Source organism: Providencia sp. PROV267, assembly GCF_028477825.1.
GTDB lineage: Bacteria > Pseudomonadota > Gammaproteobacteria > Enterobacterales > Enterobacteriaceae > Providencia > Providencia stuartii.
This window is the reverse complement of record NZ_JAMPLX010000009.1, coordinates 332,347-348,928: the sequence shown is the minus strand read 5'-3', so window position 1 is coordinate 348,928 and position 16,582 is coordinate 332,347. Positions and strand designations below refer to the sequence as shown.

Below are 16,582 nucleotides of genomic sequence, written 5' to 3'. Positions count from 1 at the left end.
GGTTAAAAAATTGCGTGTACATTTCCTGTGATACATCTCGGATTTATATGGATGGTGATAAATAGTTGGTAACAAATTATTAATACTTTTGGACGAGAGTGTGATTTGATTAACATATTAATAACAATTGGATTGAGTTGCTTAGGATAATGTGGTTTTTATAAGCTTTTGGCAGCTGATTTTATCGCTGAAAGAAAATAGCTTATTAATAAGTTAATGACTTTGGAGGCAGAATGGAAAACTATCTGGATAAACTACCTGATGTGATTGATTCTGTTGCAACCAACCAATTTTATCCTAATTTATTATCATGGCTATCATCATTTATTGCATTTGATAATGCCATTGTTTATTCATTTGAAAAAGATGCCCCACCACGCTTTTTATCGAAAGTTGAAAAGCGCAACAGTGACAGTGTGAACCGCATTTATCAACGCGGGGCTTACCTTATGGATCCTTTCTACCAAGAGTTACAAAAAGGGGGAGGTTCACAGGTGCTGACATTGAGAGAACTAGCACCAAAAGGTTTTTATCACACGGATTACTATCTCAATTTTTACCGGAAAACAGGTTGGTGTGATGAAGCGGGGCTGCTACTGGAAATCACCGCAGATAGGCAGTTAGGGATCTTTTTTGGTAATGAAGATGAACCGTTTTTATCTGAAAAATCAACACAGGCACCTTTAAAAGAAGCATTTGAAATTATTCGTAGCATGGCAAAACTGCATAAAGAAATTTCTCCAAATGATGTTTCTAGCCACTATCGCTTAGCAGATATGCAGACTCGTTTCGGTTTAACGCCAAGAGAGTGTGAAATAGTGGAGCTGATCCTTGAAGGTAAAGGCTCTCCGCAGATTGCGCAGTCTCTCTTTATTAGTTTAGGCACAGTAAAAAACCATCGTAAGAATATCTATCAAAAGTTGGATATTAATTCTCAAGCAGAATTGTTTAACTTATTAATGAATCATCGAAACCACCCTTCTTATCGTCGCTGTTTGTGTTGAAATTTCTAACATCAAGCATGACTTTAAAATTGTGATTATTAATATAAAAATAATACGTAATATTATGATTTAATTTGTTTTTGTTATGTTTTTAAATTAGTTGTTTATATCGAAATATTCTACCTGTGTCACAAATGTTAAATCAATGTTTCAAATATCCCTAAAGGGCTATGTAAATGTTAAAGCAAGGTTAAGATAATCGAGGTTATCGAAAGATACTAAATAGGGTATCCATTATGAATAACCAAGTAGAATCATTAACTTATTACGCTGCTACTAAAAAGTATGACCTACGTTTTCCAACATTGAGAGAAGACTTAGATGTTGACGTTGTGATCATTGGTGGTGGCTTTTCCGGTATCCATACGGCACTTGAATTATGTGAAAAAGGCATCACCAATATCGCGATTTTAGAAGGGCGTTATTTGGGATATGGCGGTTCAGGGCGTAACGGTGGACAAGTCATGGCGGGAATCGGTCATGATATTGACGCCATTAAAAAATATGTTGGCAAGGAAGGTTTAGAAACTATTTTTAAGCTTAGCAACATGGGGGCGGGGATCATGCGCGACCGTATTGCTAAATATAATATTGATGCCGATTTTTGTCGTGGTTACGCCTACTTAGGGAGTAACAAACGCCAAGAAAAAACGTTACGCAGTTGGTTGAATGATTTTAAAGCCGTCGATCCAGATGAGGAAATTGAGTTTTACTCAGGCTCTGATCTTAAACAGATCATTGGTTCGGATGCATATACCTGTGGCATCAAGCATATGGGCGGCGGTCATGTTCACTCCTTGAATTTACTCTTGGGTGAAGCAAAAGCTATTAGCGAAGTCTATGGCGCGAAAATTTTCGAAAACAGCCAAGTCGTCAATGTGGAATATGGTAATACCATCACAGTGCGTACGGCAATGGGATCTGTGCGAGCGCAAAAAATGCTATGGGCTTGTGACTCATTCCTGAATGGTCTTGAACCCACAATTTACCCAAAAACCATTAATACCTACGCTTATCAATTAATGACAGAAGAGTTACCTGAAGAACTCATTGAGCAAATTAGCCCTATTCGTGGTGCTTACAGTGATATTCGCCCTGTCATTGATTATTACCGAGTGACAAAAGAAAACAGGCTGCTGTTTGGTAGCTCAACGCATTTTCTTGAGTATATCCCGTCTGATCTAAAAGCTTGGAACCGTAATTTGATGCTAAAAGTTTTCCCCTATCTAAAAGATGTCAAAATCGAATTAGCATGGGGCGGACCGATGGCATGTAGTGCGAACCTATTCCCGCAAATAGGAACATTGCCACAACATAAAAATGTATTTTATGTACAAGGCTATTCCGGTTTTGGTGTGACGCCGAGCCAGATCGTGTGCAAAGTGCTTGCAGAAGGTATGGTCGAAGGGTCAAGCCGTTATGACTTAATGAGTTCTATTCCTCATGCCAACATCATTGGTAAGGACAAACTGCGTAATGTCATCGTATCACTGGCAAAAATTATGCACCAAACATCGGGTTACTGGCAGGGGCGCCGCTAACTCAACTATTTTGTACCATCGTGTTAATAAATAAAAAGGTGAAGTCATGATTAGTCCACTACTGTTAAACAAACCACTTCCTGATTTACTGAATATTGGTAGTGTAACCAATTTAGGATCAGAGGTTGTTGAAGGTGACCCACAAGCTAGCGTTGCGATGATCCATGGTGAGCCAACAGATAACCTAACGTGTGGTATTTTTGCCTGTACTAAAGGTAAGTTTAAAATGGTTTACCCATTTGATGAAATGGCGACAGTATACGAAGGCTCAGTCAAACTGACTGATGTCAAAACAGGTAAGACTGTTGAATATCATAAAGGTGACACTTGGTTTGCTGCTAAAGGCACTGAAGTCCTATGGGAGATCACCGCTGAGCGTTTTGTTAAGCATTATCTTGCTTGTGTAAACGCATAATTTATTTTTAAAAGTGGAGTGATAACGATGAATCAATTAGCCCTATTGCCGGAAGTTAGTGCGTTTTTGCAACGTCAACATGGACATTTTATCAACGGCCAGCCAGTTTCCGGTGAGGGGGATGCCTTCTTTGAAGTCGTTAACCCTGCCACAGAGCAAGTTATCGCGAAAGTGAAAGAAGGCACTAAGGCCGAAGTGGATGCTGCTATGCAGGCTGCTTACACCGCTTTTCGTGGTGCTTGGGCAAAAACAACGCCGATGGAGAGAGGTAACTGCCTCAATCGCTTAGCGGACTTGCTCGAAAAACATCTTGAAGAGCTGGCGCAGTTAGAAACCTTATGTTCAGGGAAAACCATCCAATTATCGCGTTTTCTTGAAGTTGGCTCTGCTGCTCAGTTCTTACGTTATTTTGCAGGTTGGGCGACAAAAATTAGCGGTGAAACACTGAATGTCTCTCTACCATCATTTAAAGGTGAACAGTATTCAGCCTTTACCCAGCGTGAACCAGTAGGGGTTGTTGCCGGCATTATTCCGTGGAACTTCTCAATTATGATTTCCATTTGGAAGTTGGCAGCGGCGCTGACTTGTGGTTGTACTATTGTTTTAAAACCGAGCGAATTTACACCGTTAACTATGCTGAGAGTGGTTGAATTAGCCAAAGAAGCTGGGATCCCTGATGGTGTTATTAATATTGTTAACGGCGGTGGTCGTGAAGTTGGCCCAGCGTTAATTAGTCACCCATTATGTTCGAAAGTGACCTTTACGGGGTCAGTACCCACAGGACTTGCCGTAGGCCGAGCTGCAATGGAAGGGAAACTCACCCGTGTAACTCTCGAATTAGGCGGTAAGAATGGGGCGGCTTTCTTGGCTGACCTGCCTGTTGAAAAAATTGTTGATGGCATTATTGAAGCGGGTTACCTCAATCAAGGCCAGATTTGTGCGGCAGCGGAGCGTTTCTATATCCCATCTTCTTTGATGGATGAAGTATTAGCTCAGCTTAAACAGCGTTTATCTACCTTGAAAATTGGTTCTCCGTTGGATGAAACAACCGAAATGGGGCCATTGGCGAATAAAGCCCATTATGAAAAGATTTTAGGGTTATTTGAGAAAGCGCGTAAAGAAGGCAATGAAATTGTCTACGGTGGTCAGCCGATAGCTGGTGCGGGTTATTTCGTACCGCCAACCATTATCCGTGCGAACAGCCCAGATGATGCGTTAATGAAAGAAGAAACATTCGGTCCAGTGGGTACTTTCTTAAGTTACGATGATGAAGAAGAGTTGATCGAACAGATGAACAGTACGCCATTTGGTTTGGCTGCGAGCCTTTGGACTAACGATCTGAGTAAGGCGATGCGTATGATTTCACGTATCGAGGCAGGAACCGTTTGGGTCAATATGCACACATTCCTTGACCCTGCCGTACCTTTTGGCGGGATTAAATCCTCGGGTATCGGTCGTGAATTCGGCAGTGCGTTTATTGAACATTACACAGAACTGAAGTCGGTCATGGTTCGTTATTAATTGTTAATGTTGTTGTATTCAGCATGCCTCCAATGCAGTGTTGCCAGTAGTTGTATTTGGACGTGTTGTATCGAGTATTTTTTGAGTCAATTTTATAGTGGTTGCCCAGCTAACGCTGGGTTTTTTTTATCTCCAAAAAGTCAGGCGCAGCTTTTCTAACATTAGCCTTAAAGGGACGTTGAGACTCGGCTGGAGAAAATTATCAGTGGAGGTCACTCATGAAAACCCGTGCTCCCTGAGCTTTTGTTATCTTTTTCCTCTTGGTAACGTCGGTATCACAATCTTCGAAGAGAGTGCCTTAACAACGTACATAACCCAGTGTTAGGTAGGGCACAGAATGCCTTTTAGATAGGTTAGAACGTTTTCTGATATTGATTGTGAGACGATGCAGGATACCGCTTATCCATTAATTATTTTTAGTCTAAAGATAGATATCAAATCGCCGTAAACTCATTTCAGTTTCAGTGTCACGTTCAAAAGCCACCTAGCAAGAGCGAGTTATCAATGTACAGGTAACCGATTTGAAGGTTATTTGTAACGGCATTCACTATTAACTCTCAAACGACAAATTCTCGATATGGTTTTGTGTTGGTTTTTGGGAAACATATTAAAAATTAACACGAAAAGAGAGTTTACTTGAATTTACAAAAATCGATGAGTGAGATACAAGATAATTTAGTAGATAATGCTTTGATGGTAGGGGTAAATAATCATAAAGACAATTAAAATGTTTATTTTTTAATTTTAAATATTATAAAAAATAATGAAACTCATTTTAGTTGTTTTTGCTTTTGGTTATTTTATTTACGATAATGTTATTAAGTTTGTTTTTGTCTAAAAAATTATTTTAGCGAAAAACATGATAAATGGGTATACGTATTTTTTAATGTTTTCATATGTAAAAATTTATTTTAATAATAATGGGTAAATATACGTATATTAATTTAATGGGATTATTAAAATATAAAGTAATCATTTAAAGTGTATTATTCAAAAAGTCTTTTTAATCATTTGGTTAGTTGTGAAAATCCAGTAGTTGTATTTATATTATTATTTAATTCATCGAACAATTTACGTCACTTGATAGGTCTCACCTATCGTAAGTGGTTTGTTCGATCGAAATAAACTTCTTTAATCGAATATAGATAAGAGTTAGATTACATGCAAATAAAGAGTATTTAATTATCTAATAATTTATTTCTATTTGGTTTTTCATTTTTTTTATTCTGATAAATACTTGCACTAGAGAGATTGTTTTATGGTTTCACAAGAAAAAGAACATTTTGATGTGATTAACTCTGAAATTGGTGAATTTATAAGAATGATTAGAATAAAAAAAGGGTTAACGGGAGCTGAGCTTGGTAAATTAATAGGTGTAAGTCAACAGCAAATTTCACGGTATGAAAGAGGTTATCATACACTCTCATTATCAGATTTTACATTTATACTATCAGTGATGAATGTGTCATTTTTAGACTTTATTTCATATTCGTCATTCTTTAAGTCTGATGATTGCCATATAACACCAAAAGATTACATGTTATGAAATGATAACCTATTTCTGTTTAAAGAATCTTTATAGTATAGGTAAAAGTTAAACTAGTTTTAGCTGTATTGTCTTTCTAATATATTAAATTAACCTTTTAGCTTTATAGCTAATGGGGATGGACTTCGTGAATTTTTATGTATTAGAAAGTGTTTTATCTAAAATGCTTTCTAATACAGATATGTTTATCTGTGTTGAGTAATTAAATAGTCTTAATTTTATTATTCAATTTATAATTAAACTTAAAACATTGATAGGAAATAGTATGAAATTAAATAAAGCTATGGCTGTATTAGCAGCGGCTATGTTAACCACATCTTTCGCTTCACTTGCAGACGTTAACTCAGGCACCGTGACTTTCAAAGGTGAAGTTCGTGATACTCCTTGTAACCTAGATGCGGGTCAAGGCGGTACGGCAACGGTTGTTGATTTTGGCCAGCTATCTCTAAGCCAATTAAATGCGGGCGATTCAAAATACAAAAATTTTGAATTGAACCTGAAAAATTGTTCTTTGACTTCTATTGACGATACAGATCCACAAAACCCAGTCACAGTTACTAAGACCGCAACGATTACTTTTGATGGTGTTAGCAAAATTGCAGGTCAAAATCTTTTAGCAACATCAGGTAGCGCAGCAAACGTTGCAGTTGGTATCCAAGATATTACTTTTGGAACCCCTGCGGCACTGAACCTACGTGATGGTGATAATACATTGACTTATTCTGCTTTCGTTAAGAAGGTGGGTGCTAATGCTGTAACAGCAGGTGATTTCTCAACGATCTCTACTTTCGAAATCGCATACCAGTAAGTTATACAGGCTCCTTCACTATTAGGCGAAGGAGCCTATAATTTGAAAAATTAATACTATGAAAAGCTTGCTGATTATTACTCTGTTATTCTCACCTATTTTCAGTATGCCAGTCTTTGCTGCAATGAATTGGGGACAGGCAACAGTAAAAGGAGAGGTACTCGCTTCTGGTTGCTCAATTCAATTGACGAGTAAAGACCAAATTATTGATTTTGGTGCCTATGCCTTAAGCAAGTTAGAAGAAAATAAGATAAAGAAACCATTTAAAATAATTTTAAATAATTGCCAATTATCAAATTCTTACTTCAATGATGAAAAATCGCCTGTACGAATAAAGTTTACAGGTCCAGCAACAAATAATTTTAATGGCTTTAAATTTAATGATGCCGATGGTTTAGCTATTTATATATTAAGTGGAAACGATGTTGTTAAACCTAATCAATACTACCCAATTTATAAATTAAAAAGAATATCCGGGAAAACAAAATCGATTAATGAACAGCAATTAGACTTTTTATCTGAGGTTATTGTTGTTGATAAGCTAAAGCCTCAATTAGGAGAATTCTCAAGTATCATTACATTTGATATCGATTACTATTAATCTAATGAGTATTTATGATGTTATCAACAAAAGAAAAAATAACGATATTCATGGTATCGATGCTTTGTTTGACTAAAGTGTCTTACGCTGTAGAGTTTAATACCGATATACTTGATAGCGAAGATAAAGCTAACATTGACGTCTCAAGATTTAAAAATCCTAATTTCATTCTACCGGGAACTTATTTCTTTAACATCATTATAAATAGCACTCAATTGACGCAGTCTACAGTTCCTATTCAAATTATTGGTGATAGTACAGATGCCTCTGTCAGTGATGTGTGCATTGATAAGTCATACATTAATAGCTTAGGTATTAAAGAAAAGTATATTGACCAATTAACCTATTGGAATGATGGGGCGTGTATTGATTTTTCGGCATTAAAAGGGGTCAGTGTTGTCCCTAATTTATCCGAAGGCACTGTGACGCTGAATATACCACAATTATATCTCGAATATATGGATAATAACTGGTTACCGAAATCATTGTGGGATGAAGGTATCAGTGGGTTGTTATTAGACTATAATGCAAACTATCAATATAGTGATCGGGATAGCTTAAAGAATCAGATTGCTTCCATTAGTGGATATCTTGGCGCCAATATGGGAGCATGGCGCCTACGTAGTGAATACTATGGTAATTATCAAAGACAAAATTCCAATGGTAAAACATCGACAATACGTAATTTTTTATTTAATGCCATTTATTTATATAGAAATATAAAAGCGCTAGATTCTAAATTAGTGATTGGTGAGAGTACAACCCCCTCACAAATTTTAGAGCCAATTAAATTTACAGGATTATCATTATTCACTAATGATTCCATGTTACCACCAAGGTTACGTGGATATGCACCAGAGATAACAGGTATAGCTAAAACGAATGCACGAGTTGTCATTACACAACTTGGACGTGTATTGCACGATGGAAATGTACCTGCTGGACCATTTAAGATTCAATCATTAAACAGTGGAACTCGTGGTGAGCTTAACGTAAAAATTATTGAGCAGGATGGTACTGAACAACAATTTACAGTGAGTAGTTCGAATGTTCCGTATTTAACGCGTCCGGGCACCACACGATATAACGTATCTGCGGGGCAACCGACAAAAGTGGATCATTCGGTATATCGTGGTGTGTTCTTTTTTAGAGCAGAGGCTTCTCACGGTTTAAATAACAATTGGTCGTTAAACGGTGCAACAGATATTAGCCAAGGCTATCAACAGGTTTCATTAGGTGTTGGTCGTTTTATGAATCGGTTTGGTGCACTTTCTGTGAACATTACGCGTTCGTTCGCACAATTAGATCATGATAGTCCTTCAGGTAACTCATACAGTGTTAATTACTCGAAAACATTCGATGACTACGATATGGACTTAACTTTTGCAGGATATCGATTTACTGATAGAAAATACTATACATTATCCCAATATTTAGATTTAAGAGATGATAGGGTTGTTGATAGCGAAAAAGAACGTTATCAAATAACGCTTTCTAAGCGCTTAGGTGAGTTTAATATAAACTTAAATTATCAATTGCAACAATATTGGGATAGAGGTCAAACTCATCAATATGGTCTTAATATAGGTAAAAGTATCAATCTTCCTTACTTAAAACTACAGGGAGGAAGCATTACATTATCAGCAAATAGAAGTTATTATCAAAATAAATATGATGACCAAATTAGCTTAATGCTTTCTGTGCCATTTGGTAAGCAGTTTTATACTTTTGATACAATGAAATATAACGATACTTATAATTCGCGTGTTTCAGTGTCTAATTTAACAGATGATAATGACTACTATAATATAAGTGCATCGACAAGCTACGGTAAAGATGCCAAAAAACAAAGTACACTTGCTGGAATGTATGATTTACCGACACGCTATGCATCTATCAATAGTAATATGTCTATCTCGGATAAAGGGGATAGTAGTTTAGGCTTAGGACTCAATGGTGGGGTGACATTGACGCAACATGGTGTAGCTTTACACAGTTCATCATATTCTTCTGCCTCAAGGTTAATGATAGACACAAATAATATCGCGGATGTTCCTTTAAATAATGGTACAACCGTGACGAATGGATTAGGTATTGGCGTTATTCCTAACATGACTAACTATTATAAAAATAGTTACAATGTGGATATGAGTAAATTACCAGATAATATTGAATCATCAAATACAATTTATGATATCGCCTTAACAGAAGGCGCTATTGGATATAGAAAAATAAGTGCAGATAAAGGTTTTAAATTATTTGCAACGATTAAAATGTCTGATAACTCAGGGTCACCACCATTTGGTTCTCAGGTATTAAATGAAAAAGGACGAGAGGTCGGGATTGTAAGCGATAATGGATTAGTTTGGTTAACAGCGGTTCAATCAGAAGAAAAGTTAAATATCAACTGGTCTAATAAAATACAATGCAGTACGACCTTACCAACCTTAGATAATGTAAATCAAATTATTTTAATTTGTGAGAAATAGAGAGTTTTTATGAAATATAAATTATTGTTAATTCCACTATTATTTATAGCACATAACAGCATGGCCGCGGTTTCTCTTGATAGAACAAGAGCGATAGTAGAAGGGAGCTCTAATCCAGTCATTATTAATATTGAGAATCAAAGTGATACTTTGCCCTATTTAGCTCAGGCTTGGATTGATGATAAAGATGGTAATAAATTAACAACAGGGCCGTTAATTGCAACACCATTGGTTCAACGTTTGGAACCAAACGTAAAAAGTATGATTCGAATCTCGACGACGGATGTATCTCAGTTACCGAAAGATAGAGAGTCTGTTTATTACTTTAATTTAAGAGAGATCCCGCCTAAAAGTGATAAACCGAATGTTATGCAGGTCGCATTACAGTCAAGAATTAAATTATTCTATCGCCCAGAGGCGATTTTAGATAAGGCAAAAACCAATTGGGCTTTAGATTTAGAATTACAATCTGTCAGTAATGGTTATGTGGTTAAAAATACATCACCTTTTTATTTGACCGTGATAGGCTTAGCCGGTGATAGAAATAAGTCAGAAAATGGCGCCTTTGATTCGTTTATGATCGAACCTTTTGGTTCTTATCAAGTCAAGACTGCTCATTTTCAAAAGCCTTATCTTACTTATATTAACGACTATGGCGGAAGGCCAACAGTTTCATTTAACTGTGATGCATCCGTCTGTAAAGCTGATAAACAATAAATTTCAGAGCTAACAAAGTGAGAGTGCAATGAAGTATTTTTATTTAGTGTTTTACACTTTATTTATTTCATTTAGTAGCATGGCCACTCAGTATGAGGAAAACAATTATTTTCCTTCGAATGATGTGACATCTGCAATGAAGATGAATGAATTAAGTGGAAAACTGAATTTTAAAATAAGTTTAATGTACTCTCCGTGTGTCATTTTAGCTAATGAATATGTTGGAAGTTTCTTTTTTATTGAGTTAGATAAATGCTTGTTTAATGATAATAATATAAAAATTCCATTACAGGCAAAAGCGAAAGTGTTTGAAGGTAATCAGCAAGTGATGGCATCTCAGAAGCTATTCTCAGGTAGAAATAATGTTTATCTACAGACTAAAAAAATTAAGGGTAGAGCAGTGATTATGGAGCTAGATTATGATTAAAAAAATACTGGTCATATTACTTAGCTTGATGGTATCTCCCGCTTTTGCCAGTGAATTGGTTATTAATTTTAATGGTAATTTAGTTGATAAAAAGTGTGAAATTAAACAATCAGATATAACAGTTCAATTCATACCTTATTCATTAGGCTATATTGAAATCGGTGGCAATATCTCGGATAAAAAATCATTTGCAATTGAATTTCAAAATTGTACGCCGACACTGATGAATAAGATTATAAAAATTTCATTAGACTCTACTAATGTATATAGGCGAAATGGCGTTGATTATTTGAAAACGCAAGGTGGAACCGGTCTCATTGTCGGCCTAGAAAGCATGAGTGGGGAGCCTATATCATTTAATCAACCTTTAGAAGTACAGGTTACTAATGATAGTAAAGCAGAATTAGTTTTAAATGCATTTTTAACTAAAGGTGATTTCGCTAAACCTGGCACTATTCATGGCACAGCAAGTGTTATGGTTAATTATAATTAATAAGAGGAAATAATATGATAAAGACAAGACAGTTACTCTTATTATTATTGTTTCTATCCAATTGGAGTCTTGCCGCTGATTTTAATAGCGGTCGTGCAGATGTCAGAATAAATATTAGTGCAACGATTGTTGCTCCGGTCTGTACCGTTTTAGGCAATAATAATCAATCACCCTTGTTTGTGAACTTTGATAACATTGATTTTTCTGACGTAGAGAGTGGAACTGCTTATCAAGATATTCAACTTAAATATAACTGCGCTGGTAGTTCAGTACCCGCTAACAAAGTGATGAGCTTATATTTATATCCGACAAAATATGGCATTTATACACAGGTAGGTAATAATGTATTACGCACATCAAAGGAGGGATTAGGAATTTCGTTGACAAAAGAAAATACTAATCTTGATTTAAATAAGTGGATCCCTTTTGGGAGTAATGAGCTAGAAGGCTCATTTATTCTTCGTGCATCTTTAATTACACCTGATAAATCACTATTAACTGAAGGTAGCTTTGACAGTACGGTGGCTATTTTGATGAGTTATTTATAATCTGAATTAGGTCTTATGATGAAAAAATTTTTTTCTTTACTACCGGTCGTATTATTTGCTTTTTCAAATATTAGCTCCGCTGGAGACCCTGATGATTGGACTGTCATGGGATATAATGGCACTCAGTTTACCGCAAATACAACTTGGACAGGGGCTAATTTTAATGGTGTAAACTTAACGTTGAATGCCATTTTAAGTAGCTCTGGCGGGAGAATGACAGAATATGCTTGGGGGACTCGTGCCTGTGCTCCTTATGGTGGTTCTCCTAATTCAATTAACGTGCAGTATGTTATCGTACCAAATACAGTGAGATATGTTGATCCTGTAACGCGGAAGGCATTTGATTTTAGAATTGTTTTACCTCAATCTTTGGGATCAATTTCGGGATATCCTAATGCTCAATACGCAAAAATAGGTCAAAGTGCAGGTAATGTCGGGCGTGCAACGTGCAATTCAGTACCTTATACACCGATGGCTTTTAGTGGGCAAACGGCAGTAACTTTAATTAGTAATACAAATTTACCGATTAGAAGTACACCGCATATTATTCAAGTGGATACAACTTTGTTTGGGGTAAGGAATCCGGAGGTACCTAGTAAATGGTTAAGTTCTGTTGCGCTAATCCAGCCTAAAAACTCAGCAAGGTTAAACTTTTATGTCACGGTGGTGAATACGTGTCGAGTCGATAAAACTCAATTAGATTTTAATTTTGGTACATTACCTCAGTCATTAGCAGAAGGTAAAAATTTGACTAAAACAATAACGGTTAGTTGCACTCATCCAGGCAATATTAAAGTGACTTACCGACCATCAAAACCAATTGATAGTGCTAATCCAACTCGTACTAGTTTAGATTTAGGTAACACGTCATCGGGTTGGTATGGTGAGCTATCCGTGGATAATAAAAAACAGTTAATTACCACTTTACAAGGCATTACAAATAAAACATTAGATATTGGTATGACATTAGGAAAAAATAGGGCTAATGCATCGGTAGGTAATATGAGTGGTGGTGGTGTATTAATTTTTGAGTATATTTAATTTGAATTACGTTTGGCGATGGTGAAAATCAATGGATTGATTTTTACCATTTTTTATTGATATTAACACGTATAATGAGTCATTATACGTGTTAATATATGCTTTGTTTTATGATTCTCTTCATCTTCTGAGTTCACTATCACCATTTTTAATTTTCAAAATAATAAGCACCAATAATAATGAAATTAATCGTTTGATTTCCTATATCAACCTCGTAATCAATTAAATATTGATTGATTCTGTCTGTTCGATGAGTTCGTGAATATGCGCCATGACTGAGTTGATAGAAAAACACCACTCGTTTTATGCGTATTTTGTTTGTTGAAGTATTTTAGTTGTTCTCCTATGATGAACTATAATTTAAATAAAAGGATAAAGTTATTGAATATAAAATTAAAATAATTCAGTGTTTTCTCTATAGAATAGTGAGTTGAGGAACCGTGTTTCAAGTCATCTATAAACGTTTAATAAAATGATTAAAGGTATAAGATGTCCTCTATTTTAAATGTTCGATTGTTTTGTTTTTTGGGATGCTGTTACTTATGATTAATGAATGAGTGAAGCTTTAGTGGCGAAATGTTAGAGAGCGAGGGTATGTATATGGAAACAGCCTTGAGCTTTGAAATCAGTGCTATGTCTAAAATAGATAATACATTAGAACATTTGCTAAAAAATACTGAAGAGCTAACGCCCTTATTCTATACAGTGAATACTGAGATAGGTAAAACTGAATGGCGAGATACCTATAATACGTGTTGTGAATTAAAGAACCTTACTCATGTAAATGTGGTTCCTCATATTGCGATTAATAATAAAGATGAATGTGAGTTATGTTTTATTATTGAAGAGTATTTGAAGAATGATATAACAGAATTGTTTGTCATTAGGGGGGATAGACACCGTTTTGATGAGGAACTCCCATTTAATTATGGCATAGAACTTATTGATTTTATTCGGAGGAGATACCCTGAAGTGATGATAAAATCCAGTATTTATCCTGATTATCACAAAGAGAGTATCACACCTGAAATAGAAATTGATTGGCTAAGAAAAAAATTGCAATTAGGCGTTACAGAGCTTATTAGTCAATTATGTTTGAATAAAAATGCATTTTCTTATATGAAAAAGCAATTGGGGAATGATATTCCTATCACAATATCAATGATGCCTATGCTTAACTTTAGTTTTATCGAATCGTTTTTTAAAAATAATGCGATCGATTATCCATTATGGATAAAGAAACACATAAGACCGAGTAATATTAATAACCATAGGGCATTTGGTATTCAGCTTACTCAATTTCTCATCGGAGAGTATATAAAAGAAAACAAGCGATTGCATTTTTTTACATTAAATAATGCAGAGATGGTCAAAAAGCTATTTGATAAATTGAGATGAATCATCTGAATATCACTGATAGATTGAACTATTTTTTCCAGCGAAATTAATATTGGTTTTATCCCAACGACAATAGGGGATGATAATCAGTTTTAATTTTATCCTTGTTAGGCTAATTCAGTATCAATGAGGGCATGATAATGTTAAAAGTCGATTACAATGCGTACCGTTCAATAAAAGGTTTTAATCGTAGAGTAAGGTTTTTAGTCATGCATTACACTGCTTTGAATTTTCAAGGTTCAGTTAATGCATTATCAGGAAATGCCGCTGTAAGTGCTCATTATTTAGTTCCCGATCCAACAGATAAAATGTATACAGATGCTGGGTTTAAGGAGATGAGAGTTTTTAATTTAGTTGATGAAAATGAAAGAGCTTGGCATGCAGGCGTGAGTGCATGGGCTGGTAGAACTAACTTGAACGATACTTCGATAGGTATTGAAATTGTCAATGAAGCTCAAGATAACAACGGGAATTTTCTTTTTCCGCCATATAATGAAGTGCAAATTGAAGCAATCAAACAATTAGCATTAAATATTATCGAACGTTACCCTGATATTATTCCTACCAATATTGTCGGACATGCGGATATTGCACCTGATGGGCGTAAAAGTGATCCCGGTGCAGCGTTTCCTTGGAAACAACTTTATGATGCAGGAATTGGGGCTTGGTATGATGAGGCGACTAAATCTTGTTATATGCAGAAATATAACGGGGGATTACCAGAAAAAGCAGAAATTTTAGAGAAGTTAAAACGCTATGGGTATGACGTTTCAAAAGCGAATACAGATAATGGCTATAAAATGTTAATTCGAGCTTTTCAGCTTCACTTTAGACCAGAAAACTATGATGGTATTGCGGATGTTGAGACGGTTGCGATCATTTATGCCTTAGTTGAAAAGTACTTCCCTTAATGTAATTGCGTTAGTTGAATAACAGGACTTTGCCTAATACTTCATTGAGTGTGATAGTGAACGTATTTATTTAAGAATGAAATGCATTGGTGTTCAATCCTATTTGGAGAGCAATGTAATAGGGGCGTTGCCAATGCATTTACTCCCAGTTGTATTATTAAATAAACAAATAATTATATAGTTAATGAATCAAATATATTGGTTTTTCCATGAATTTATTAAGGGCTGTGTCTAAGCACTCACAGCATCTTTTCTTGGCGAATAATAAAACCGGATGAAACCAGTTCTGTGCGGTTGCTGACATTCGCCTTAGTAAAAATATTGCGTAAATGGGTTTTCACCGTAGACAGTGATACCCCAAGTTGCAAAGCGATACGTTTATTGCTTGCGCCTTCTCGGACTAAGTGAATGATCTCTTGCTCCTTTGGGGTATAAGAAACCAGAGAATCAGGCAAAATGTCAAAAGTCATTAATTCAGCAATAGGTAAAATTGCATTAAGCCGCATAACTTCTTGTTGTTGAAAGGGAGCATCCCGCAATACGGAGATCCCTGCGATGATCTTGTTTTTACGACGGATAAAAATCTCTGCCATATCTGTAATATTATTTGGCCTCATAAAGTCGTTATAAAACTCTTGGCTTTGTTGTTTCATGTCAGGTGCCATTCTGACTAATCGTAAATCATCACCTCGGAATTTATCGGGGTGTAACGGATCTAACTGATAAAAATGCTTTAAATAATCTTGATGCATACGTGAGCTAATACCATAGAGCACATGGTTATCAGGCTGCCAAAAATCATCCACCAAGTAATAAACGGATGCCGAAACAGGAATAATATGAGCAATTGTGTTCAAGCAACAGTTGATTAATGTTCGCTGGTGGTAGCACAAAGGGGGTGTCTTCATCATATTACCTTCCGTAGTGGGTCCAATCATTATCATGCAACTAATTTTTGTTAACATAAAATAAACATGTTAATAACGTGAGCTTGATTACAATATTTAAACTTCATCGGTGATAAGCCAACTCACTCAATTCGCCAATCTGTATCTTTCGTTACTACTTTATTAACATATTAATAATCCAGTTGTCTGTTATTTGTTGATTTTTAATGTGTTA

16 protein-coding genes are annotated in these 16,582 nt (G+C 35.7%); 15 read left to right on the top strand and 1 reads right to left on the bottom strand.

The window, feature by feature from the left end; translation table 11 throughout:
* Window positions 1-233 precede the first annotated feature (233 nt).
* The 15 genes from PR709_RS08525 (at window position 234) to PR709_RS08455 (ending at window position 15,460) form a co-directional block, all read left to right on the top strand.
* On the top strand, window positions 234-1,004 hold the full coding sequence (locus PR709_RS08525; RefSeq protein WP_014656847.1) for a helix-turn-helix transcriptional regulator: 771 nt from the start codon (window positions 234-236) through the stop codon (window positions 1,002-1,004).
* Window positions 1,005-1,240: 236 nt separating this feature from the next.
* Window positions 1,241-2,545, top strand: coding sequence for an NAD(P)/FAD-dependent oxidoreductase (locus tag PR709_RS08520; RefSeq protein WP_004926527.1), 1,305 nt, complete (start codon window positions 1,241-1,243; stop codon window positions 2,543-2,545).
* Window positions 2,546-2,591: 46 nt separating this feature from the next.
* Entirely contained in the window at window positions 2,592-2,960 is a 369-nt protein-coding gene (locus PR709_RS08515; RefSeq protein ID WP_004926531.1) for a cupin domain-containing protein, read from the top strand.
* A 27-nt stretch (window positions 2,961-2,987) separates the two neighbouring features.
* On the top strand, window positions 2,988-4,481 hold the full coding sequence (locus PR709_RS08510) for an aldehyde dehydrogenase family protein (RefSeq protein ID WP_004926533.1): 1,494 nt from the start codon (window positions 2,988-2,990) through the stop codon (window positions 4,479-4,481).
* Between the two features lie 1,258 nt (window positions 4,482-5,739).
* On the top strand, window positions 5,740-6,027 hold the full coding sequence (locus tag PR709_RS08505) for a helix-turn-helix domain-containing protein (RefSeq protein ID WP_004926536.1): 288 nt from the start codon (window positions 5,740-5,742) through the stop codon (window positions 6,025-6,027).
* Window positions 6,028-6,292: 265 nt separating this feature from the next.
* Entirely contained in the window at window positions 6,293-6,835 is a 543-nt protein-coding gene (locus tag PR709_RS08500; RefSeq protein WP_004926539.1) for a fimbrial protein, read from the top strand.
* A 58-nt stretch (window positions 6,836-6,893) separates the two neighbouring features.
* Window positions 6,894-7,436 (top strand): fimbrial protein, encoded by a 543-nt coding sequence (locus PR709_RS08495; protein WP_004926542.1) that lies wholly within the window; start codon window positions 6,894-6,896, stop codon window positions 7,434-7,436.
* Between the two features lie 14 nt (window positions 7,437-7,450).
* The gene (locus PR709_RS08490; RefSeq protein WP_004926546.1) at window positions 7,451-9,925 is read left to right on the top strand and encodes a fimbria/pilus outer membrane usher protein; all 2,475 of its coding nucleotides are present in this window, start codon (window positions 7,451-7,453) and stop codon (window positions 9,923-9,925) included.
* 9 nt (window positions 9,926-9,934) lie between these two features.
* Window positions 9,935-10,642, top strand: a complete 708-nt coding sequence (locus PR709_RS08485) for a fimbrial biogenesis chaperone (protein WP_004926549.1) — start codon at window positions 9,935-9,937, stop codon at window positions 10,640-10,642.
* 28 nt (window positions 10,643-10,670) lie between these two features.
* Window positions 10,671-11,069 carry a hypothetical protein gene (locus tag PR709_RS08480; RefSeq protein WP_014656844.1) on the top strand — a complete coding sequence of 133 codons (399 nt, stop codon included), beginning with the start codon at window positions 10,671-10,673 and terminating at the stop codon, window positions 11,067-11,069.
* Window positions 11,062-11,562: a fimbrial protein gene (locus PR709_RS08475; RefSeq protein ID WP_004926555.1), complete on the top strand. Its 501-nt coding sequence runs from the start codon at window positions 11,062-11,064 to the stop codon at window positions 11,560-11,562. The genes PR709_RS08480 and PR709_RS08475 overlap by 8 nt, the downstream gene beginning before the upstream one ends.
* 14 nt (window positions 11,563-11,576) lie before the next feature.
* Entirely contained in the window at window positions 11,577-12,110 is a 534-nt protein-coding gene (locus tag PR709_RS08470; protein ID WP_004926558.1) for a fimbrial protein, read from the top strand.
* Window positions 12,111-12,128: 18 nt separating this feature from the next.
* Window positions 12,129-13,151 (top strand): PapG chaperone-binding domain-containing protein, encoded by a 1,023-nt coding sequence (locus PR709_RS08465; protein ID WP_101495259.1) that lies wholly within the window; start codon window positions 12,129-12,131, stop codon window positions 13,149-13,151.
* 600 nt (window positions 13,152-13,751) lie between these two features.
* On the top strand, window positions 13,752-14,549 hold the full coding sequence (locus PR709_RS08460) for a methylenetetrahydrofolate reductase (protein WP_036941938.1): 798 nt from the start codon (window positions 13,752-13,754) through the stop codon (window positions 14,547-14,549).
* 140 nt (window positions 14,550-14,689) lie between these two features.
* Window positions 14,690-15,460 carry an N-acetylmuramoyl-L-alanine amidase gene (locus PR709_RS08455; protein WP_014656841.1) on the top strand — a complete coding sequence of 257 codons (771 nt, stop codon included), beginning with the start codon at window positions 14,690-14,692 and terminating at the stop codon, window positions 15,458-15,460.
* Window positions 15,461-15,699: 239 nt separating this feature from the next.
* Here the strand turns inward: PR709_RS08455 and PR709_RS08450 are convergent, their stop codons facing one another.
* Complete coding sequence (locus PR709_RS08450; RefSeq protein ID WP_014656840.1) at window positions 15,700-16,371, bottom strand: LuxR C-terminal-related transcriptional regulator; 672 nt, start codon at window positions 16,369-16,371, stop codon at window positions 15,700-15,702.
* Window positions 16,372-16,582: the final 211 nt, after the last annotated feature.